Here is a 21,012-nt window from a genome sequence, read left to right as displayed (position 1 = left end):
GCCGCCTCAAGCCACCCGGCCAATGTAAACCATTTCAGGAAAAACGGTATTCCGTAACGTGACTATAGGTTTCCGAAGGCCTTAACAACACACTTGTAAACCCTTCCCGGTTGACGCTGTCCGGCCAGCGCTGAGTTTCCAGACAGAGGCCGGCATGGGGACCGTAGCGTTTTCCGCCAAGTCCCGGAACCGGCACATCCAGCTTGCCCGCGTCGTAAAACTGCAGGCCGGGTTCCGTCGTCCAGACTTCCATGCGCCGTTCTCCCGCCCCGTCTTCAAGAGCCGCAGCGAATTGCACGGTCTCGCGCGGCTGCGCGGAGAGGCAGAAATTATGATCGTAGATCACATTTTCCTCGCCTGCCTTGCGGCGGATCCTGCGTCCGCCCTGAAAATCGTACGGCGTCCACTCGACCTTGCGGATTTCGCCCGTCGGGATCAATTGATCGTCGACCGGAAGATAGGTTTCCGCCGCGATTTCAAGCGTGTGATCGAGAATTGTGCTGTTGCCATCGAGATTGAAATAGCTGTGCTGGGTCAGGTTGACCGGCGTGGTCTTGTCCGTGACCGCCGCGATCTTCACACGCAGAGCGCCTGTTCCCGTCAGCGTATAGCGCACCAGCGCCTCCACGCGGCCGGGATAGCCCATGTCGCCATCATCGGAGACCAGTTTCAGAAGGACGCTGGCCTTGTCGTGCTGTTCGAGCTGCCAGACCCGGTTGAAAAATCCATTCGATCCGCCATGAAGATGATTGAGACCCTGCTCGTTCCGGTCAAGCTGATAGTTGGTCCCGTCGATCGTCAGTCCGCCTGCGGCGATCCTGTTGGCGCAGCGCCCGACGATCGCCCCGAAATAGTTCCGGTGATCCAGGTAGCTTTGCAGGTCCTCAAAGCCCAGAACGACACTCTGCCCGTCCACCTTCAGGTCACGGATGACCGCACCGAAGGTCAGAACCGAGGCTTCCAGCGCCCCTTTCTTCAGTGTCACTTCTTGCACCATCTTGCCTCCGGGCGTGCCTCCGGGCGTGCCATCGGGCAGCACACCGAAATCCCTGATCATGAGAGTCTCCGTTGAGGAACCGGCCGGATGTGAAAAAGGCGGCGGAGAACCCGCCGCCTTTTCGTGAAATCCAACAGGGTGATTTCTTAGTGGTCAGAGCGTCTGATTATACTCGCCGACTTCAGGGTTCTCGCGCAGAACGCCATCCACCGCCTTGAACATTTCGTGCAGCCGCGCCTCGGACACCGGGCTTTCGACAACGACGACCAGCTCCGGCTTGTTGGAAGAGGCGCGCACCAGACCCCAGGTGCCGTCCTCTGCCACCACCCGGACACCGTTGACGGTGATCAGGTCCGAAATCGACTGGCCGCCGACTGTCTCGCCCTTTGCCTTCATGTCCTGGAACCTGGCAACCACCCGCTCGACGACATCGTATTTGATCTCGTCGGCGCATTTCGGCGCCATGGTCGGCGACCCCCAGGTCTTGGGGAGATCCCGGCGGAGATCGGCCATCGTCTTGTCCGGGCTGCGGTCGAGCATGTCGAGGATCGCGATGGCGGAGACGAGGCCGTCATCATAACCGCGGCCGATCGGCTTGTTGAAGAAATAGTGGCCCGACTTCTCGAAGCCGACAATGGCGTCCAGTTCGGTCACCCGGCGCTTGATATAGGAATGGCCGGTCTTGTAGTAGTCGGTCTTCGCCCCGTTGGCCAGAAGCACCGGATCGGTGTTGAAGAGGCCGGTCGATTTCACGTCGACGACAAACTGGCTGCCCGGATAAAGCGCCGAGATGTCCCGCGCCAGCATCACCCCGACCTTGTCGGCGAAAATCTCCTCGCCCTCATTATCGACAACGCCGCAACGGTCGCCGTCACCGTCGAAGCCGAGGCCGACTTCCGCCCCCACCTCCAGAACCTTGTCCCGGAGCGCATGCAGCATCTTCATGTCCTCCGGGTTCGGATTGTAATTGGGAAAGGTGTAATCGAGGTCCGCGTCGAGCGGGATGACCTCGGCGCCGAGGGCCTCCAGGATTTTCGGAGCGAACGCACCCGCCGTGCCGTTGCCGCAGGCCGCGACGATCTTGATCGGGCGCTTCAGTTTCGCACGGTTGGTCAGGTCCTTGAAATAGACCTCCGGGAACCCGTCAACGAAGCGGTAGCTGCCGCCGCCCCTGAGATCGAATGCGGCTTCCAGCACGATCTCCTTCAGGCGGCCCATCTCGTCGGGTCCGAAGGTCAGCGGTCGGTCGATGCCCATCTTGACGCCGGTCCAGCCGTTGTCGTTGTGGGAGGCGGTGATCATGGCGACCGCCGGAACATCCAGTGCGAACTGGGCGAAATAGGCCATGGGCGACAGGGCCAGACCGATATCATGAACATTGATGCCGGCCGCCAGCAGGCCGTTGACCACCGCCATCTTTATCGAGGACGAATAGCTGCGATAATCATGACCGACGACGAGATCCGGACGCACACCGCGCTCATGAATGAGAGTGCCGATGCCCATTCCGAGCGCCTGCAATCCCATCAGGTTGATTTCCTTTTCGAACAGCCACCGGGCGTCATATTCCCGGAAACCGGTCGCTTTGACCATGGGCAATGATTCATATTCAAATGTATTCGGGGTCAGACTCGGTAATGGTTTGGGAAACATGCAAGCCTCTCAATTTGAAAAGACGGATCCTGCTAAAATGACAGATCCCGGAGAACACCGATCAATCCATAAGTATTTTTCTACTGGATCAGTACAAGGGTGCCGTCGGACATGTCAAACTTTCTCAGCCTGTTGAGAACGGACATACCCAGCAGCGGGTTCCCCAGGCTCTGGTCTTTCAGCACCAATATATTCACATTCGTGAATCGTATGTCTCCGATGCTCAACCGGTCGATCGACGATTTTGCGCCAAAAGTGGTGCCGTTGGCTGTGCGGATCGGATATTTGAAGTCGGATTCGTCCAGAAAGATGCCTATATCTTCAGCAAGAGACCGCGGAAGCGCGGTCAGCGTCGCCCCGGTATCCACCAGCAGGTCGACAAAGCGGCCGTTCAAACGTGTCTCGGCGATAAAATGCCCCTGAGGGTCTGAAGAAATGCGGTGTATCCGCTCGCCGGCATCCTCTTCGGCTTCGACTGAGGATGTTTCATGGCCGCCCAGCGACTTCAACCGGCTCTCGATCAGTCCCGGCACAAACGGTGCGAGAGCGACGCAGACCAGCAAAATCACCATAAACCGCCACATGCCCGGCTGACCCTTCAGAGCGAGATGCCGCTGGCATATCAGAGTTTCCTTAGCGGCCTGTAAAAAGCGGCCTGTAAAACCGCATCACACGATTTGATCCGCCAGGCGGGCAATGTCCGCCTTCATCGGCGCGCTGGACTGGGCTCCGGTCACGGTGCAGGCAAGGGCACCGGCGGCGACCCCCTCCCTGAGCGCGCGTTCGAACGGCAGGCCAAGATCAAGCGCGGCCGCCAGGGCTCCGCAAAAGGCGTCACCGGCACCGGTGGTGTCCACCGCTTCGACAGAGGGCGATGCAAACCGGAACCGGTCTTTTCCCTTGGCGGCAACAACGCCATCGGACCCGAGGGTCACAACCACGGTCCGCGCCGGCCCGACAACACTGTCCAGAAAGGTCTCCGCTCCGCCCGCAATGCCAAGACGACCGGCAAGCTGGGCGGCTTCGCTTTCGTTCACCACCAGCGTATTGACCGCTTCAAGCCCGGCGCCCGGATCGCACGATGGTACGGGAGCCGGGTTCCAGAAAACGGATGCCCCCGCCCCGCGCGCCAGCCCCATGGCCCGCATGATTTCTTCATACGGCGCTTCGCCCTGAAGCATCAGAATATGCCCGTCCGTCAGGCAGCCTTCCAGCCAGTCGGCCTTGACGCGCGCATTGGTGCCGCTGGCGACGATGATCTGGTTTTCCCCGGAGGGATCGATGCCGATCAGGGCAAGGCCGGTAGCGCCGTCCAGCTCCCTGACATCCGACAGGTCGATACCGGCTTCCCGCAAATTGGCGAGGGCGGGACCCGCAAAGTCATCCCGTCCGACCGCGCCGACCATTTTCACCGCGGCGCCGGCCCGGCAGGCTGCCAGGGCCTGGTTCGCGCCCTTGCCGCCGGCGAAGGACTGGTGATCCGGTCCGCTGACCGTTTCCCCGGCTTTCGGCAGCCGCGGGACGGAAACGACAAGGTCGAGGTTGATGGAGCCGAAAACGGTGATCATGCCGTGGTCCTCTTTTTTCTGGCGCGGGTCAGTCAGCCAAACGCATGGCCGCAATATTGCGTGGCTGGAATATCCGTTTTGATTGGAAAGCCGGTGCGGAAACGATCAATGCGGGATTGTGACCGATCCGCCTGTCAACCGGATTATTTCGTGCCGTACATCCGGTCGCCGGCATCGCCGAGGCCTGGAACGATATAACCCTTTTCGTTGAGTTTCTCGTCGATCGCAGCCGTGAAGATCGGTACGTCCGGGTGCAACTGGGTGAATTTCGAAACCCCTTCCGGAGCCGCCAGGAGGCACAGAAAACGAATGTTGTTGGCTCCCCGCTCCTTCAGTTTCTGGATGGCGGCGATGGCGGAGTTGGCGGTCGCCAGCATCGGGTCCACGACGATCACCAGGCGCTCGTTCAGATCTTCCGGCGCCTTGAAATAATATTCGACCGGCTGGAGGGTTTCCGGATCCCGGTAGAGGCCGATATGAGCGACGCGCGCCGACGGGACCAGGTCCAGCATGCCCTCCAGAAGGCCGTTGCCGGCCCGAAGGACGGAGGCGAAGACAAGCTTCTTGCCCGCCAGCGTCGGCGCCTGCATTTCCGCCAGCGGCGTTTCGATGGTCTGACGGACCAGCGGCAGATCCCGGGTCACCTCGTAGCACAGCAGCGTGGAAATCTCGCGCAGGAGACGCCGGAAGCTCTGGGTGGAGGTTCCCTTGTCGCGCATGATGCTCAGTTTGTGCTGGACCAGCGGGTGGCTGATGACATTGGCTCCGGACATATCTGCCTCTCTTTTCTTCAAGTCTGGGTCCGCACGATCGGGACCGGCCTCAATGATTTTTCATGTTCGGGACCTATGCCCCGAACGGCAACCAAAAAACAGGCCCCGGGTTCATAAATTTTCCGAGCTTGCTCAGGTCGCCCGCACCGCGTTCCAGAATCCGCCGCCCGGCCCGGTGCGTGCCGCCTTCCAGAATGCAGGTGAGCGGCAACTGATCGGCCGGAACCTCAAGTTCCCGGCGCAACAGTTCCGCCAGCCTGTCCGTCAGGGCGGAACTGACGGCGCGCAATTCGATCATCCGGTCCCGCTCCTCCTGGAAAGTCAGCTCGTCAGCGGCTGTTCGGACTGCCATTGCGCCGGTGTGAACGAAAAGGGCGGCATGGATTTCGTCGGCGGGCGCCGTCAGGTCCTCCAGACCGGCAACTTCAAGCCCGGCCCAGGCGAAGGGCTCGACAAGGGCGTAGACCATTTCCTGCGCCGCGAGGTGGAACGGAACAACGATCACGCTTTCTTCCTCCGGCAGCGCGGCCGGAAGCGCGGAATGGCCAAAGCTGTCGCCAAGGGAAATCTCGCCTTCCTGTGCCCCGCCCTCCCAGACCGGGGCGAGCGCTTCAAGCAGGTGATCGAGAAGCGTCCCTGCGCTGACAGCCCCACCGCCGTCTTTCGCCAGGCGTGTGGCCAGTGAACCGGGCCGGATGGCATCCCCCTCGGAAAACAGATCCGGGCGCAGCGCCAGCGCTTCACCCAGACGCTTGAGGTGCCGCTGCATGTCTTCAAGCAGTCCGGCATCGTCCGCCAGTTCCCATTGCAGGCCGAAGGCAAGCTCCTCCGCGTCCAGCCGGATCAGGGTTTCGGCATCGACACGGTAGGGATCCGTCATCTCGGCGGAAAAGGAGCCGGCGGCGAACATGTGAAACGCGGCAAGCGCCGATGCCTGCCTGCCCGTCGCGGAGGTCCCGGTCATCCGGTCCTCGAATGTCCAGCCTTGCGGATGCCGGGTCTTCATGAAAGTGCCGAGCACCGCAAGATCTGCCGCCGCCGCGAGCATGTCTTCGGCGGTCTCGAAGTTGCGGGCGCTTGCCATCGCGCCCCAGCGGTCGATGCCACCGGCTTCAAAGTCGCGCCAGATGCCGTAGGGCGGGATCTGGAAGTCGGGATAGTTCTCCCGGGTTGTCTCCAGAACCGTGACCAGGGCGTCGCCCAGTTTCGCAAGATCCACCCGCACATGAGCAAGCGTGCCCGCCTGCGCCAGATCGAGAAACCGGTGCGCCTCGCGCCACACTTCCCGCGGCTGGAAAAAGGTCAGGGGTGAGACAGAAGCATTCATCAAAAACAATCCGGAAAGTGGGGGACGGGCGGCATCGCTGCGGGCAGCACCCCGAAAAGACATGTTTCGTGTGGCTTTCCACCATAAACTTGTCAAACGGGTTCGTCATTGATCATCATTCAGCTGTATGAAAACCCGCACCGACAATCGCCCCAACTGGAAAATTCATGTCCTCCGTCGTTTCGATCGCCGCCCTTCTCGCCGGATCAGGCCTGCTTTTGCTGGCGGGCGGTCTGCATGGCCTGTTGCTGCCGCTGGCCGGACTTGCGCAGGGATTTTCCGATGCCTCGCTCGGCCTGCTGGGAGCCGGCTGGGCGTTCGGCTTCATGAGCGGATGCCTCGCCGTGCCGGTCATCGTCAAGCGGGTCGGGCATGTGCGGTCGTTCGGTGCGCTGGCCTCGCTCGCCGCGATCACCGTTCTGCTCAACCTGCTGTTCATCGATGCCGCCGTCTGGATCGTTCTGCGAGCAATTTCCGGGTTCTGCTTTTCCGGCGCGGCGATGATCGTGGAGAGCTGGCTCAACGAGCGTTCCACATCCGAAACCAGGGGACGGATCTTCGGCCTCTACACGATGATCAACCTGGCGGCGACAACCGCCGGTCAGATGCTGCTCACGCTCGGATCCGCGAGCGGATATTTCTTCTTCGTTCTCGGGTCCATCATCTATTCCCTGTCGCTGCTGCCGACCGCGCTGTCGACAGCGGCCTCCCCGCAGCCGCTGACCCAGGCGAAACTCGATCCCAGGCAGCTCTGGCGCAACTCGCCGATCGCGGTGGTCGCCGTTTTCATGGTCGGTGTGTCCAACGGCTCCTTCGGAACGCTCGGCGCCGTCTACGGCCGCCGTATCGGCCTCGACGTGCCAGAGATCGCCATCATGATGAGCCTCGCCCTTCTGGCCGGCGCCATGGTGCAGATCCCGGTCGGCATGTTGTCGGACCGGCTGGACCGGCGGCTTGTCCTCGTCGGCCTCGCGGTCGCCGCCATGTCCTTCGGCTCCAGCCTGTCGCTGATCGGCGGCAACGATCCAATGGTTACGATCCTGCTGATCGCGATCTTCGGCGGCATCATCTATTCCATGTATCCGGTGATCGTCGCCCATGCCAGCGACCACGCGGAGCCGGGAGACTTCCTGCGCATCAGCGGCGGCTTGCTGCTGATCTTCGGAACGGGCACGATGGTCGGGCCGCTGCTGGCCGCCGGACTGATGACCTTCACCTATCCCGGCGCCCTCTTTCAGGTGACCGCCGCGGCCCATCTTTCCATGATGCTGTTTGCCATCTGGCGCATACGCCAGCGGGCGCCGGTGAGGAGCGAAGACAAGTCCGACTTCCTGCCTGTCCTGACGACCGCCCAGACAACAACGCCGGAAACGGTCGTGCTCGACCCGAGGACGGAAGTCGACGAGACCGGCGGGGATATCTGAGGGACTTTCGCTCCCCCGTCATTAAGGCTCCACCTCACTTGTGCGGAAAGACAAGGGAGCGTCTCCGGTATTACCCCTCGACCGGCTTCTGCACCGCGCTGTCCAGCCGGACCAGCAGCCGCTTCCTCGTCAGTTCGTCGCAAAAGGCCGCCTCGATGGCCGTACGCGTGATGTCCATCTGGTCGTCGAACGTCCAGCCGAATGTTTCGGCGACGGAGGCATATTCCTTGCCGAGCGTGGTGCCGAAGAAAGGCGGATCGTCGGAGTTGAGGGTGACCTTCACACCTTGCCTGCGCAGCATGTTCACCGGGTGGAAGCGCAGATGGGTATAGACGCCCAGCGACACGTTGGAACCCGGGCAGACCTCCAGGACGATCTCCTCGTCAACCAGCCGCTTCACCAGTTCCTTGTCCTCGATGGCACGCACGCCGTGACCGATCCGCTTGACGCGCAGGAATTCCAATGCCGCGGTGATGCTGTCCGGTCCGCCGAATTCGCCGGCATGGGCCGTTGTCCCGAGACCCGCCTCCGAGGCCATGCGGAAGGCCTTGGAAAAGTTGGCGGGATGGCCCGAGCGCTCGTCGCCGGCAAGACCGAAACCGGTCACCAGGGGATCGGGATTGGCGATCACCTCCTTGACGACACGTTCCACCGCGGCGGACCCGAAATGACGCACCCCGACGGCGATCATCCTGCCCTCGATGGCGGTATCGTTCTTGGCGCGCTCGATCCCGGCGGCCAGGCCTTCAACGTAGGAGCGGTAGGAGAGGCCCGTCGCCTGGGCATGATCCGGTGAAATGAAGATTTCGCCGTAGATCGCGCCCTCGGCGGCCAGCATGCGGAAATAGGTTTCCGTCAGGAGGGCATAGTCGGCGGGGGTCTTGAACACGGCGCTGGCCGTGTCATAGGCCTTCAGGAAAGTGGTGAAGTCCGACCAGACATATTTGCCGTTGCCATCCAGCACCTTCGACACGTCCATGCCGTGCTTGTCCGCCAGCCGCTTGACCAGGCTCGGCGGAGCCGCGCCTTCGATGTGACAGTGCAGTTCGGCTTTCGGAACCGTGATGGGATCGCTCATGTGCGGCGGGTCCTCGATCGTGAATGAATGGCAGGTGCGCCGTTCCCGGTATATCGCAGCCGCGTCCTCATGAAGAGACGGACCGGTCCGTCATTGTGCCTGAGTCCGTGACCTAAAGAAAACTCTCACCGTTGAGCCCCCCGGCTATGCCCAGATGATCGGCGATGCTCTCGCCGATATCGGCAAAGGTTTTTCGTCCACCGACGGATCTGCCCGCGATACCGGGTCCGGTCGCGATGACCGGCACATGTTCGCGCGTGTGGTCGGTGCCCTTCCAGGTCGGATCGCAGCCGTGATCGGCGGTCAGGATCAGCAAATCCCCCTCGCGCAATCCGGCAAGCAGTTCAGGCAGCCGGCGGTCGAAATGCTCCAGCGCGGCGGCATAGCCCGGAACGTCGCGGCGGTGGCCGAAAAGCGAATCGAAATCGATGAAATTGACGAAGATCAGATCTCCGTCCCCGGCCAATTGCATGGCTTCGAGCGTCTTTTCGAAAAGCTCATCGTTGCCGGCGCCCTTCAGGACCTTCGCGACGCCCTGATGGGCGAAGATGTCGGATATCTTGCCGATCCCGTAGACGGTGCGGCCCGCCTGCGTAAGCCGGTCGAGCAGCGTCGGCTCCGGCGGCAGAACCGAATAGTCCCGCCGGTTGGCCGTGCGGACGAAGCTTTCGGCCGTTTCACCGCTGAAGGGCCGGGCGATAACCCGCCCGATATTATAGGGATTGGCGAATTCGCGGGTGATCTCGCACAGCTCATACAGCCTCTCAAGGCCGAAATGCTCTTCGTGGGCGGCAATCTGAATGACAGAATCCGCCGACGTATAAAAAATCGGCTTGCCCGTTCTGACATGCTCGTCGCCGAGTTCGGCGATAATTTCGGTGCCGGATGCATGCTTGTCGCCGAGAATGCCCTTCAGTCCGGCCTTTTCACTGATTTTCCCGATCAGTTCGCTTGGAAAAGTCGGGATCGTCATCGGAAAATAGCCCCAGTCGAAGCGCACGGGCACACCTGCGATTTCCCAGTGGCCGGAAGGGGTGTCCTTGCCTTTTGACACTTCCGCCGCATAGCCCCAGAGCCCTTGCGGATCGCCTGCGAAATCCAGACCCGGCACGTCCGCCCCGGTCGACAGACGCCCGGCGGCGCCCAGACCGAGCCGGTCCATATTGGGAACCGACAGAGGACCGCTGCGCAATCCGTCCCTGTCCGCCAGACCGGCCGCGCAACGCGCGGCGATGTGGCCCAAAGTATCGGATCCGGCATCGCCGAAGGCATCCGCATCTTTCGCACCGCCTATGCCGAAACTGTCCAGCACGCACAGAATTGCACGGGGCATGGGCATCTCCTCAAGTTTTCTATTGCCGGCCTGATGCCGGGAGCGCGCCGGAACCTGCGGTCCCGGCACAAGTTCGTGTCTTACGGTGCGATGCGGCCGGCAACGATGGGCCGGTCGACGACTTCCGCGGCCGAGCCAAGGGTATAGGCCTTGCGCACCGCACGCGCCGCCGCTTCGGCGTCCTCCTCCGACCTTGCATGGACGATCGCCAGCGGCGCATCCGCATCGACCGTGTTGCCGACACCCGCGAGGCTTGTCAGTCCGACAGCGGGATCGATCACATCCGAGGCGGCCTTGCGGCCACCGCCCAGCGCGACCACGGCCACGCCGACCGCCCGGGCATCCACGCCCGTGACGATGCCGTCATGATCGGCATAGACAGGAGCTTCGACAGGTGCCTTTGCAAGGTAGAGTTCGGCTTTTTCCATGAAGTCGGCCGGACCGCCCAGCGCTTCGACCATCTGCGCGAATTTTTCCGCCGCCTTGCCGCTTTCAAAGGCCTGGCGCATCATCGCGGCGCCCGCTTCGGCCGTTGCGGCGATGCCGCCGGTGGCCAGCAGTTCACCGCCCTGGGCAACAGTGACGTCCCACAGGCGGTTGTCGATGGCCGTTCCTTTCAGGAAATCCACCGCGTTCTGCATCTCGACCGCGTTGCCGGCGGCGGAGGCCAGCGGTTCGTTCATGTCGGTCAACAGCGCCGTGGTTTTGAGACCGGCGCCATTGGCCACCTGAACGAGGCTTTCCGCCAGTGCGCGGGCTTCCTCCAGCGTCGCCATGAAAGCGCCTGTGCCCCATTTGACGTCCAGCACCAGTCCCTGCAGACCCGCCGACAGTTTTTTCGACAGGATGGAAGCGGTGATGAGATCGATGCTCTCCACTGTGCCGGTCACGTCCCGGATGCCGTAAAAGCGCTTGTCGGCGGGGGCCAGATTGCCGGTCTGGCCGATGACGGCGCAGCCGATCTCCTTGACCACCTTTTTGAACAGCGCATTGTCCGGCTGGGTCTGGTAACCGGGGATACTGTCGAACTTGTCGAGCGTGCCGCCGGTATGACCGAGGCCGCGGCCGGAAATCATCGGCACGGCGGCGCCGCAGGCGGCAAGCGCCGGGGCAAGCATCAGGGAGACATTGTCCCCGACACCGCCGGTGGAGTGCTTGTCGAGAACCGGTGCGTCGATGCCGGACCAGTTCATGATATCGCCGCTGTCGCGCATGGCAAGTGTCAGGGCGACACGTTCATCGACGCTCAATCCCTTGAAAAAGATCGCCATGGCGAGGGCCGCAACCTGTCCCTCGGTGACCGATCCATCGGCCAGTCCCTTGACGAAAAAAGCGATTTCCCCGGCGTCGAGCGTTCCCCCGTCGCGCTTCTTGCGGATCAGTTCCTGCGGCAGCATGCTTGGTATCCTTGTGGCAACATTTTTCAGGAGCCTGTTTCAGCTTCAATAGCTCTGGCCGACCGTTGGTTCCTTGCCTTCGATCGTTGCGATCAGCGCATCCAGAAGGCCGCTTGCGCCGAAACGGAAGGTGGACGCCGACGCCCAGTTATGGCCCATGATCCGGTCCGCGAGCGCCAGATAGGAGGCGGCATCCTCACTCGTCCTGATGCCGCCGGCGGGCTTGAACCCTATAACGCGCTCGCCGTTGTCGCGGCGCGCCTCCTCGATGGCGGTCAGCATGATTTCGGCAGCCTCAAGCGTCGCATTGACGGCGACCTTGCCTGTGGAAGTCTTGATGAAATCGGCTCCAGCGGAAATCGCCACATTGGATGCGGCGTGGATCAGCAGCGGATCGCCGATCTCTCCGGTTTCCAGGATCACCTTGAGGATCGCGGGTTCCGGGATCGCCGCCTTGACGCGGATAATCTGCTCTTCGGCATATCCCTTCCGGCCCGCCGTGAAGGCCTTGTAATTCATCACCAGGTCGATCTCGTCGGCGCCGTCGGCCAGCGCCTGCTTCGTCTGGGCGGTCACGGTACCGGTGTCGTCTTCGCCCGCCGGAAAGTTCACGACGGTGGCGACCTTGACGCCGGTTCCCTTCAGCTCCCGCGCTGCCTGCGCGACGAAACGCGGCCAGACACAGACGGCGGCGACCGAGCCATGATCCGTCACCGTGCGGATGCTCAGTCCGGTGATATCGGCGGCGGTGCAATCGTCGTTGAGATTGGTCAGATCGATGAGCCCGAGGGCGCGTTTTGCGTTTTCGATCCTGTCACTCATTAACCGACCTCCTTCACAAATGCCCGCACCAGCTCTTTCATGCGTTCCATGCCCTGCAGGGCAACCGATTTGGTCTGGTCGTGGGAAAGCGCATGGGTCTGCATGCCCGCCCCGTAATTGGTGACGATCGACATGGCCGCAACCCTGAGACCCATGAACCGGGCCATGATGACTTCCGGCACGGTGGACATGCCCACCGCATCCGCACCCAGCAGCCTCGCCATGCGAATTTCCGCCGGCGTTTCGAAGGACGGCCCCGAGAACCACATGTAGACGCCGTCTGCAATCGGATCGCCGGTTTCCGCCGCGACCTTCTTCATGGCTTCCAGCAACTCGGGATCATAGGCCGCGCTCATGTCCAGGAAGCGTTTCTCGTCCTCTTCGCCGATCAAGGGGTTCTTGCCGGACCAGTTGATGTGATCGCGGATCAGCATCGGCGAGCCCGGCGCCACGTCCTCCCGCAGGGAGCCCGCCGCATTGGTCGCCAGAAGGATTTCGCAGCCGAGTTCCTTCAGCGTCTCGACGGGCGTGCGCATGACGGACGGGTCGCCGGCCTCGTAATAATGGGCGCGGCCGGACAGGATCACCACGGGAACCCCCGCCAGCGTGCCGGCCACCAGTTCGCTGGAATGGGAAGTCACGGTGGAGACCGGGAATTCGGTCAGATGTGTGTAGGGAATGCGTACCGCATCCTCGACTTCCTCGGCCAGTGCGCCAAGGCCGGAGCCGAGTATCATGCCGATCTTGTAGGAGCCTTTGCGGGCGGCGCGAACGATATCCGCGCATTCATGACCATAACCACTCATTGAGGGTCAGTCCTTCCTGTTATTTGACTTGTAATCCAGTTCGAACGCCGCCGGCAGCAGCTCGTCCATGGTGAAGCTGCGGCGGATACCGTTCAAGTCCGCGACATGGACGATCAGATCGTCCGTGCCGAATTCCTTCAGCCGCTGACGGCACATGCCGCAAGGCGTGCACAGGGCCGCGTCGCCGATCACCACGGCTTCCGCGATGTCGCGATAGCCGGCCGCGACCATGGCGCCGACCGCCCCGCCCTCGGCGCAGACACTGACCGGATAAGACGCGTTCTCGACATTGCAGCCGGTGAAGACGCTGCCGTCCGGAGTGCGCAGCGCCGCGCCGACCAGGAAGTTGGAATAAGGCGCATAGGCCTTTTCGCGCACCGCCCGGGCCGCTTCGAACAGCTTGTCCAGATCGCTCATGACCGTTCCTTCAGATACGGGATACCGGCCGCCTTCGGCGGCACCGCCTTGCCGATGAAGCCGGCAAGCAGGATCACCGTCAGGATATAGGGCAGCGCCTGGAAGAACTGAACCGGGATCTCGCCGATGCCGGGGACCTCCTGGCCCTGCATGCGGATGGACACCGCGTCGAGGAAGCCGAAGAGCAGGCAGGCGAACATCGCGTTGGCCGGCCGCCACTTGGCGAAAATCAGCGCCGCCAGTGCGATGAAGCCCTTGCCCGCCGTCATGTTGACGCCGAAACCGGCCCCTTGCGCGATCGACAGATAAGCACCCGCGAAGCCGCAGAGGATGCCGCAGGCGATCACCGCGCGGTAACGCAGCCAGGCAACCGAGATCCCCGCCGTGTCCACGGCGGCCGGATTTTCGCCGACGGCGCGCAGCCGCAGGCCGAAGCGCGTGCGGAACAGCACCCACCATGTCAGCGGGACGGCAAGGAAGCCCGCATAAACAAGAATATTGTGACCGGACAGAAGCTCGCTGTAGAGCGGCCCGATCACGGGAATCTCGCGCAGTTGCTCGGCATAGGGCCAGGCGATGTCCCTGAACCGGCCGCCCTCGGGCAGGGCCGGGGTGCGGCCGCCCTGGCGGAACCATGTCTGGCCGAGCAGTGCCGTCAGGCCGGCAGCCAGGAAGTTGATGGCCACACCGGAAACGATCTGGTTGCCGCGATTGCTGATCGAGGCGAACCCATGCAGCAGCCCCAGTGCTACCGAGACGCCAATGCCGGCAAGCAGCCCCAGCCAGGCGTTTGCGGTGACATAGGCGACGGCGCCCGCGCCGAAGGCGGCCCCGAGCATCTTGCCTTCCAGGCCGATATCGACAACGCCGGAGCGTTCGGAATAAAGCCCGGCCAGACAGGCCAGCAGCAAAGGCGTCGACAGGCGGACGGTGGAATCGAGGATGAGGATCAGGGTCTCGAACATGATTACGCCTCCTCCGCCGCCAGGGCCCGTGAAGGCGTGAACAATCTAGTGATGGCCGGCCGGAACATGTGTTCGAGCGCGCCGGCGAACAGAATGACCAGTCCCTGGATGACGATGATCATGTCGCGGGTGATATTCGGCATTTCGAAGGACAGTTCGGCGCCTCCCTGGTAGAGCATGCCGAACAGAATCGCCGCCAGAACGATGCCGACCGGATGCGCGCGTCCCATCAGGGCCACCGCGATGCCGACAAAGCCATAGCCGGAGACGAAATCGATCAGGAGACGGTGCTGCGACCCCATGATCTCGTTGATCGCCATCATGCCCGCCAGACCGCCGGAAATCAGCATGGTGATGACGATGGTGCGCACGGGCGAAATGCCGGCATAGACCGCGGCCGTCGCGTTGGCGCCGAAGGAGCGGATCTCAAAGCCGAGTTTCGTCCGCCAGATCAGCAGCCAGATCAGAACGCAGGCGGCCAGCGCGACGAACAGGGACAGGTTCACCGGGGCATAGCCAAAGCCGAAGGAGGGAAAGACGTCGTTCAGGAACGGCAGGCGGCCACCCGCCTCGAAGGTTCGCGTTTCCGGCTGCATGGAGCCCGGTTTCTTCAGCGCGCTGTTGAGCAGGTAGACCATCAGCGAAGAGGCGATGAAGTTGAACATGATGGTCGTGATGACGACGTGGCTACCGCGTGTCGCCTGCAGCCAGGCGGGGATGAAGGCCCAGGCTGCCCCCATCAGCGCCGAGCCGACGATCGCGAAGGGCAGCGTCACGTACCAGGGCACGATGTGGTCGAGGGCAAGACAGGCGAAGGTGACGCCGAGCCCGCCGACATAGGCCTGGCCCTCGCCGCCTATGTTGAACAGCCCGGCATGGAAGGCGACGGCAACGGCAAGACCGGTAAAGATGAAGTTGGTGGCGTAAAACAGCGTGAAGCCGATGCCTTCGCCATAGCCAAGCGAACCCCAGAGCAGGATCCGCACCGCTTCCAGCGGGTTTTCCCCGATCAGGACGACCACAAGGCCGGACACCAGGAAGGCCGCGGCCAGGTTCACGAAGGGAATCAGGCCGTAATCGACCCAGCGCGGGAGCTGACCGGCACTCATCGGACGTCTCCTTCTACAGACATTTTCGCATTGTCCTCCACACCCGCCATGAGCAGGCCGAGTTCGCCTTCGTCCGCATTGGCGCCGCGCTCGCCGACGATCCTGCCGTCGAACATCACCAGGATCCTGTCCGCAAGAGCCCGGATTTCATCGAGTTCCACCGAGACCAGCAGGATACCCTTGCCGGCATCGCGCAGTTCCACCAGACGGCTGTGAATGAACTCGATCGCACCGATATCGACGCCACGCGTCGGCTGGCCGACCAGCAGCACCTCCGGATCCCGTTCGATTTCCCGCGCCAGAACGATCTTCTGCTGATTGCCGCCGGAAAAACTGGCGGTCTTGAGCATCGGGTTGGGCGGCCGGATGTCGTATTTCCCGATCTCGGCGACCGCGTTTTCCTTGATGGCGGCGATATTCATCAAAAGACCGCTCGAATAGGCCGGATCGCGGTGATAGCCGAGAATGGAATTCTCGTATTCGGAGAAACTGTTGATCAGGCCCATGCGGTGACGGTCTTCGGGAACGTGGCCCATGCTCCTGGCGCGCATGTCCGCCGCGTCCAGAGTGCTGGTTCCAAGATCAATGGTCTCGCCGTTGATCTTGAGCCTGCCTTGTGTGGCGCGGCGAATGCCGGAAAGGGTCTCCAGCAGCTCCGACTGGCCGTTGCCCGAGACCCCTGCTATGCCGACGATCTCGCCGGCGCGGACGGAAAAACTCACATCCTTGACCACCTGGACACCGCGTTGGTCGGTCACGCACAGGTTCTCCACCTCCATGACCGGCTCCGCGGGGACCGCGGGTTTCTTGTCGACCCGCAGGAGTACGCTGCGGCCGACCATCAGCTCGGCCAGTTCTTCCATGGAGGTGTTTTGCGTTTCGCGGGTCGCCACCATCTCGCCGCGGCGCATGACGGAGACGCTGTCCGTGGCGGCCATGATTTCGCGCAGCTTGTGCGTGATCAGCAAGATGGTCTTGCCTTCTTTCTTGAGGACTTCGAGGATCTTGAACAGGTGATCGGCTTCCGGCGGGGTCAGAACACCGGTCGGTTCGTCGAGGATCAGGACTTCGGCGCTGCGGTAAAGCGCTTTCAGGATTTCCACCCGCTGCTGCAGGCCGACCGGCAAGTCCTGGATGAGCGCATCCGGATCGACGCGCAGTTCATATTCCTCTTCCAGACGCTTCAGCTCGATGCGTGCCCGGTCCAGACCGCCTGCCAGCATGGCGCTGTCTTCCGCGCCCAGAACGACATTTTCAAGAACGGTGAAATTATCGACCAGCATGAAATGCTGATGCACCATTCCGATCCCCATGCCGATGGCCGCCTTGGAATCGGCAATCGTGACCTTCTTGCCGTTGACGAGAATGTCGCCGTCGTCGGCGTGGTAAAATCCATAGAGGATCGACATGAGCGTGGACTTGCCCGCGCCGTTCTCTCCGACGATCCCGTGAATGGAGCCTTTCTTCACCACGAGGTCGATGTTCTTGTTGGCGTGGACCGGACCAAAGCTCTTGTTGATCCCGCGCAGTTCAATTGCCGGCGTTTCGCTCATGCCTTCCCCCAGGCCTGACGGATTTTCCTTGTCATCGTTTCGCCCCTTCGGATCTCACCGGTCCGCAGTTTTTCTAAAAAGGACACGCCCCCTCGGTGACGACATCGTGCACCTTGACGGAGCCGTCGGAAATACCCGCGACCGCCGCGTCCGCCGCCGCCTTCATGTCCTGCGTGATGAGATCCCTGTTATTGCCGTCCAGCACCCAGTCCATACCGCCATCCGCCACGCCCAGCACCCGGATGCCCGGCGTGAAGCTTCCGTCCCGGGCCGCGAGGAAACTGTCATAGACCGCATTGTCGACACGCTTGCGAATGGAAGTCAGCACCTTGCCCGGATGCAGGCCGTTCTGGTTGCTGTCGGTACCGATGCCGAGAATTCCGGCGTCGGCCGCCTTTTGCAACACACCGATGCCGGTGCCGCCCGCCGCCTGGATGATCACGTCGGCGCCCTGCCGGATCTGAACCGTTGCCAGTTCGCCGCCGCGCACCGGATCGGCGAAGGCGGCCGGTGTGTCGCCGGTCATGTTGAAGAGTACCCTGATATCCGGATTGACGGCCAGCGCGCCCTGCTTGTAGCCGCACAGGAAGCGCCGGATGATCGGGATATCCATGCCACCGACGAATCCGATGGTGCCGCTTTTGGAGGCCATCGCCGCCAGCAGGCCGGCGAGATAGGCGCCTTCCTGTTCCTTGAACACGTAAGAACGGACATTGGGCCGGTCGACGACCATGTCGACAATGGCAAAATCCATTTCCGGGAAATCCGGGGCCAACTGAGCGAGCGCGTTGGCCTGATTGAAGCCGATGACGACCACCGGCTCATAACCGCGGCTCGCGAAATTGCGCAGCGCCTGCAGGCTCTGCGCATCCCTTTCCAGCTCGAACTCGCGGACCGGGCTGCCGGTTTCATCCTGGAACCGCTTCACGCCGGAATAGGCGCTTTCGTTGAAGGACCCGTCGAACTTGCCGCCGACGGAATAGACTATCGCCGGTTCGGCGAAGGCCGCGGCCGCGGTGAACGCGGCAGCGATCACCGCGCTGAAGACGACTGATGTGAAACGGATCATACGGTCTCCCTCAACCTGCCCGGGCGGCAGACATTCCCGGAGCATCCCGCGTTTAAAAAAATACGGACAGGACGCTCCGGCATCTTGAGATCGATCGGCCCGCTTTCATACGTTTCCCCATGAAAGCAGGCCGAACTCCTGTGCGAGGCTGTTACCTGCCTCAGTCCGGGCAGGACTGATCGGCCATGTAATCATGAACGGCGATTTCGCCGGAGATGATCTTCTGGGTGGCTTCTTCGACCGCCGCCTTCATCTCGTCGGAAACGAGCGCGGCATTGTTGTCGTCCAGCGCCCAGTCGACACCGCCCTCTTTCAGTCCGAGAACTTCGAAACCGGACGTCCATGCGTCATTCTTGGCATCTTCAAATGCCTGATAGACGGCGATATCGACGCGTTTCAGCATGGAGGTCAGGACGGAACCGGGATGCAGACCGTTCTGGTTGCTGTCGACGCCGATGCCGAGCTTGCCGCTGTCGGCCGCTGCCTGCAGCACGCCGATGCCGGTGCCGCCCGCCGCGTGATAGACGACGTCCGCACCGCGGTCGAACTGCGACTTGGCCAGTTCACCGCCCTTGACCGGATCGTTCCAGGCCGCGCCCGTCGTACCGGTCATGTTCTCGAAGATTTCCGCGTCGGAATTCACGGACAGGACGCCCTGCTTGTAGCCGCAGGAGAACTTGCTGATCAGCGGAATGTCCATGCCGCCGATAAAACCGACCTTGCCGGTTTCAGAGGCCATCGCCGCCATCATGCCGACAATGTAGGAGCCTTCCTGCTCCTTGAAGAGGATGGAGCGCACGTTCGGCAGATCCACGACCATGTCGACGATGGCGAACTGGGTGTCCGGAAATTCCTTGGCGACCTTTTCCACGGCATTGGCCTGAGAGAAGCCGATGGCGACGATCGGGTTCATGCCGCGTTTGGCGAAGTTACGCAGCGCCTGCTCACGCTGGCTGTCGTTCTGAATTTCGAAATCGCGGAATTCGATACCGGTGTCTTCCTTGAACTTTTCAGCGCCGTTATACGCGCCCTCGTTGAAGGACTTGTCGAAACGGCCGCCCAGATCGTAGAGAACGGCCGGCTGGATATCCGCCGCTGCCGCGCTCAAGGCTGACAAAGCCAGTCCGGCAAGCGCCGTGCCGATGGTTAGAAACTTTTTCACGTGTATGTCCTCCGACATGCGGGGGCCCGCCTTTGGCCGGCCCGTTTCCCCTCGTGGCCCAGCCGCGTCATGCGGACTGTGCCAGTTGCAATCCGGCCCGTGTGCTCAGAGCCCTCGCAAGGGTCTCGTCGGTCACGAGGTCGGTAATGACACCGGTGCGCAGGGCTGCAAGCGTGGCGTCCACCTTGCTTTCCCCGCCCACCAGCGCAATCACGCGGCTGCCGCGCACTTCATCGAAGTGCAGCCCGACGGCACAATCGCCGAGCGTATCGGGCGCCAGTTTTCCGTCAAGCGTCAAGAACCGGCCCATCAAATCACAGACAGCGCCGACTGACAGCAATTCTTCCTGTTCCTGTTTCGAAATCATGCCACGCCGCACGAGGTGGCCTTCATTTTCCACCGAACCGATACCGACCAGAAAGGCGTCGGATCCGCCGGCGCGCGCCATGAGGTCCTGCACGCTGCGCTGGGTCAGGAACATCGCCTTCTCGTCCCGGTTTTCGGCGAAATAGGGCACGGGCAGATAATAACCGACCCCGCCGGTGCGTTCCTGCATCTTCTGAATGATATCGTAGGGGTTGGCGGCAAGCGTGCGGGTCAGAGAACCGCAGATCGACATGATTTCCAGATCCGGGCGGGTAATCTTGGGCAGCGCCTCGACCGTGGCCGTGAGCGTACGCCCCATGCCGACGCCAAGACGGGTGAGGTTCGATCCGCTCAGGAGAGCCGCCAGGAACTGCGCCCCGGAGGCGGCAACCGCCCGCACGGCGCTGTCATCGTCGCCGCCGCCGAGATCCGGCGCGATGATGCAATTCGTCAGATGAAACCGATCGGTGAGTTCATTTTCCAGCTTCAGGCATTCCATCGGCCGGCCATCGACCTGGAATTTCACATATCCGGCCTTCTGGGCATGGGCGATCAGGCGGTGAACCTTTGCCGGCGACACCCCGAGCTGAGAGGCGATCTCTCCCTGCGTCCGGCCGCCCACAAAGGAAAGCCAGGCCGCCCGGATAGCCATATGAGTTGTCCAGTCGTCGTCGCGAACCTGCATTCCGCCTCGACACCTTCCCTTGAAATTGGCCCCTGAAACCGGCCCATGAAACCGACCCGTGAAACCGGCACCTGTAACCAGCCGTGTCCACCGGAAACAATGCCGGTCACTGCCGCCTGAGCCTTGCTCCGTTTTGAAGCTTTTTTGTTCCTGCCAGGCGATTCTGCGAAAGAGTCGCCTGAAAAATTCTTCACCAAGTGATAATTTCTTCAGATCATGACCAGCCGCAACGCTGGCGTCAACCTTAAAAAATGCCGAATTTCCAGACGCATGATGCTTTTCTAGGCAAATTTCTTGCCCGCATACCAGATAAGCGGATTCGGCAATTTTTGCCGGGCAGACGGCGAAAAACGGCGGAACGCGGCATTTCCTGCCTAGCAATCCGGTATTTTATTCCTATCTGTGAATAACATGCACTCCGTGCGCATTTGATTTTGCCAGATAAATTCTATTCGGCTACGTTTGGCATGTAGCTTGCTAAGTAAATCATCATGCTCAACCAAGGCAT

The 21,012-nt window shown here is 61.9% G+C and carries 19 protein-coding genes; 1 reads left to right on the top strand and 18 read right to left on the bottom strand.

Features of this window, described 5'->3' with window-relative positions; all coding sequences use genetic code 11:
* Window positions 1-34 precede the first annotated feature (34 nt).
* From CLV41_RS04405 to CLV41_RS04380, 6 genes are all read right to left on the bottom strand, one after another.
* Window positions 35-1,057 carry an aldose epimerase family protein gene (locus CLV41_RS04405; protein WP_103221007.1) on the bottom strand — a complete coding sequence of 341 codons (1,023 nt, stop codon included), beginning with the start codon at window positions 1,055-1,057 and terminating at the stop codon, window positions 35-37.
* Between the two features lie 93 nt (window positions 1,058-1,150).
* Entirely contained in the window at window positions 1,151-2,650 is a 1,500-nt protein-coding gene (locus CLV41_RS04400) for a phosphomannomutase/phosphoglucomutase (protein ID WP_103221006.1), read from the bottom strand.
* Between the two features lie 80 nt (window positions 2,651-2,730).
* On the bottom strand, window positions 2,731-3,222 hold the full coding sequence (locus CLV41_RS04395; RefSeq protein WP_170107110.1) for a retropepsin-like aspartic protease family protein: 492 nt from the start codon (window positions 3,220-3,222) through the stop codon (window positions 2,731-2,733).
* Window positions 3,223-3,318: 96 nt separating this feature from the next.
* Complete coding sequence (locus tag CLV41_RS04390; protein ID WP_103221004.1) at window positions 3,319-4,218, bottom strand: ribokinase; 900 nt, start codon at window positions 4,216-4,218, stop codon at window positions 3,319-3,321.
* A gap of 143 nt (window positions 4,219-4,361) precedes the next feature.
* Window positions 4,362-4,991 (bottom strand): uracil phosphoribosyltransferase, encoded by a 630-nt coding sequence (upp, locus tag CLV41_RS04385; RefSeq protein ID WP_103221003.1) that lies wholly within the window; start codon window positions 4,989-4,991, stop codon window positions 4,362-4,364.
* Window positions 4,992-5,064: 73 nt separating this feature from the next.
* Complete coding sequence (locus tag CLV41_RS04380) at window positions 5,065-6,318, bottom strand: DUF1688 family protein (protein WP_103221534.1); 1,254 nt, start codon at window positions 6,316-6,318, stop codon at window positions 5,065-5,067.
* 167 nt (window positions 6,319-6,485) lie between these two features.
* On the opposite strand from CLV41_RS04380, the gene CLV41_RS04375 reads away from it, so the two are divergent.
* Complete coding sequence (locus CLV41_RS04375) at window positions 6,486-7,742, top strand: MFS transporter (RefSeq protein WP_103221002.1); 1,257 nt, start codon at window positions 6,486-6,488, stop codon at window positions 7,740-7,742.
* 70 nt (window positions 7,743-7,812) lie between these two features.
* Here the strand turns inward: CLV41_RS04375 and CLV41_RS04370 are convergent, their stop codons facing one another.
* The 12 genes from CLV41_RS04370 to CLV41_RS04315 form a co-directional block, all read right to left on the bottom strand.
* The gene (locus CLV41_RS04370; RefSeq protein WP_103221001.1) at window positions 7,813-8,820 is read right to left on the bottom strand and encodes an adenosine deaminase; all 1,008 of its coding nucleotides are present in this window, start codon (window positions 8,818-8,820) and stop codon (window positions 7,813-7,815) included.
* Between the two features lie 112 nt (window positions 8,821-8,932).
* Entirely contained in the window at window positions 8,933-10,153 is a 1,221-nt protein-coding gene (locus CLV41_RS04365) for a phosphopentomutase (RefSeq protein WP_103221000.1), read from the bottom strand.
* Window positions 10,154-10,233: 80 nt separating this feature from the next.
* Window positions 10,234-11,550 (bottom strand): thymidine phosphorylase, encoded by a 1,317-nt coding sequence (gene deoA, locus CLV41_RS04360; protein WP_103220999.1) that lies wholly within the window; start codon window positions 11,548-11,550, stop codon window positions 10,234-10,236.
* A gap of 45 nt (window positions 11,551-11,595) precedes the next feature.
* Window positions 11,596-12,372: a deoxyribose-phosphate aldolase gene (gene deoC / locus CLV41_RS04355; RefSeq protein WP_103220998.1), complete on the bottom strand. Its 777-nt coding sequence runs from the start codon at window positions 12,370-12,372 to the stop codon at window positions 11,596-11,598.
* Window positions 12,372-13,178, bottom strand: a complete 807-nt coding sequence (locus CLV41_RS04350; RefSeq protein WP_103220997.1) for a purine-nucleoside phosphorylase — start codon at window positions 13,176-13,178, stop codon at window positions 12,372-12,374. Before CLV41_RS04350 ends, deoC begins: the two co-directional genes overlap by 1 nt.
* A 6-nt stretch (window positions 13,179-13,184) precedes the next feature.
* A complete protein-coding gene (cdd, locus tag CLV41_RS04345; protein WP_103220996.1) occupies window positions 13,185-13,595 on the bottom strand; it encodes a cytidine deaminase in 411 nt (136 codons plus the stop codon).
* Complete coding sequence (locus CLV41_RS04340; RefSeq protein ID WP_103220995.1) at window positions 13,592-14,560, bottom strand: ABC transporter permease; 969 nt, start codon at window positions 14,558-14,560, stop codon at window positions 13,592-13,594. Before CLV41_RS04340 ends, cdd begins: the two co-directional genes overlap by 4 nt.
* A gap of 2 nt (window positions 14,561-14,562) precedes the next feature.
* A complete protein-coding gene (locus tag CLV41_RS04335; RefSeq protein ID WP_103220994.1) occupies window positions 14,563-15,669 on the bottom strand; it encodes an ABC transporter permease in 1,107 nt (368 codons plus the stop codon).
* Window positions 15,666-17,222 carry an ABC transporter ATP-binding protein gene (locus CLV41_RS04330; protein ID WP_103220993.1) on the bottom strand — a complete coding sequence of 519 codons (1,557 nt, stop codon included), beginning with the start codon at window positions 17,220-17,222 and terminating at the stop codon, window positions 15,666-15,668. Before CLV41_RS04330 ends, CLV41_RS04335 begins: the two co-directional genes overlap by 4 nt.
* A 73-nt stretch (window positions 17,223-17,295) precedes the next feature.
* Window positions 17,296-18,291, bottom strand: a complete 996-nt coding sequence (locus CLV41_RS04325; RefSeq protein ID WP_103220992.1) for a BMP family lipoprotein — start codon at window positions 18,289-18,291, stop codon at window positions 17,296-17,298.
* A gap of 160 nt (window positions 18,292-18,451) precedes the next feature.
* Complete coding sequence (locus CLV41_RS04320) at window positions 18,452-19,471, bottom strand: BMP family lipoprotein (RefSeq protein ID WP_208987264.1); 1,020 nt, start codon at window positions 19,469-19,471, stop codon at window positions 18,452-18,454.
* Between the two features lie 49 nt (window positions 19,472-19,520).
* A complete protein-coding gene (locus CLV41_RS04315) occupies window positions 19,521-20,504 on the bottom strand; it encodes a sugar-binding transcriptional regulator (RefSeq protein WP_208987263.1) in 984 nt (327 codons plus the stop codon).
* Between the last annotated feature and the right edge of the window lie 508 nt (window positions 20,505-21,012).

The organism is Roseibium marinum (assembly GCF_002906165.1).
Lineage (GTDB): Bacteria > Pseudomonadota > Alphaproteobacteria > Rhizobiales > Stappiaceae > Roseibium > Roseibium marinum.
Note: the sequence above shows the minus strand (reverse complement) of the source record. Positions and strands in the feature narration are given on the sequence as shown.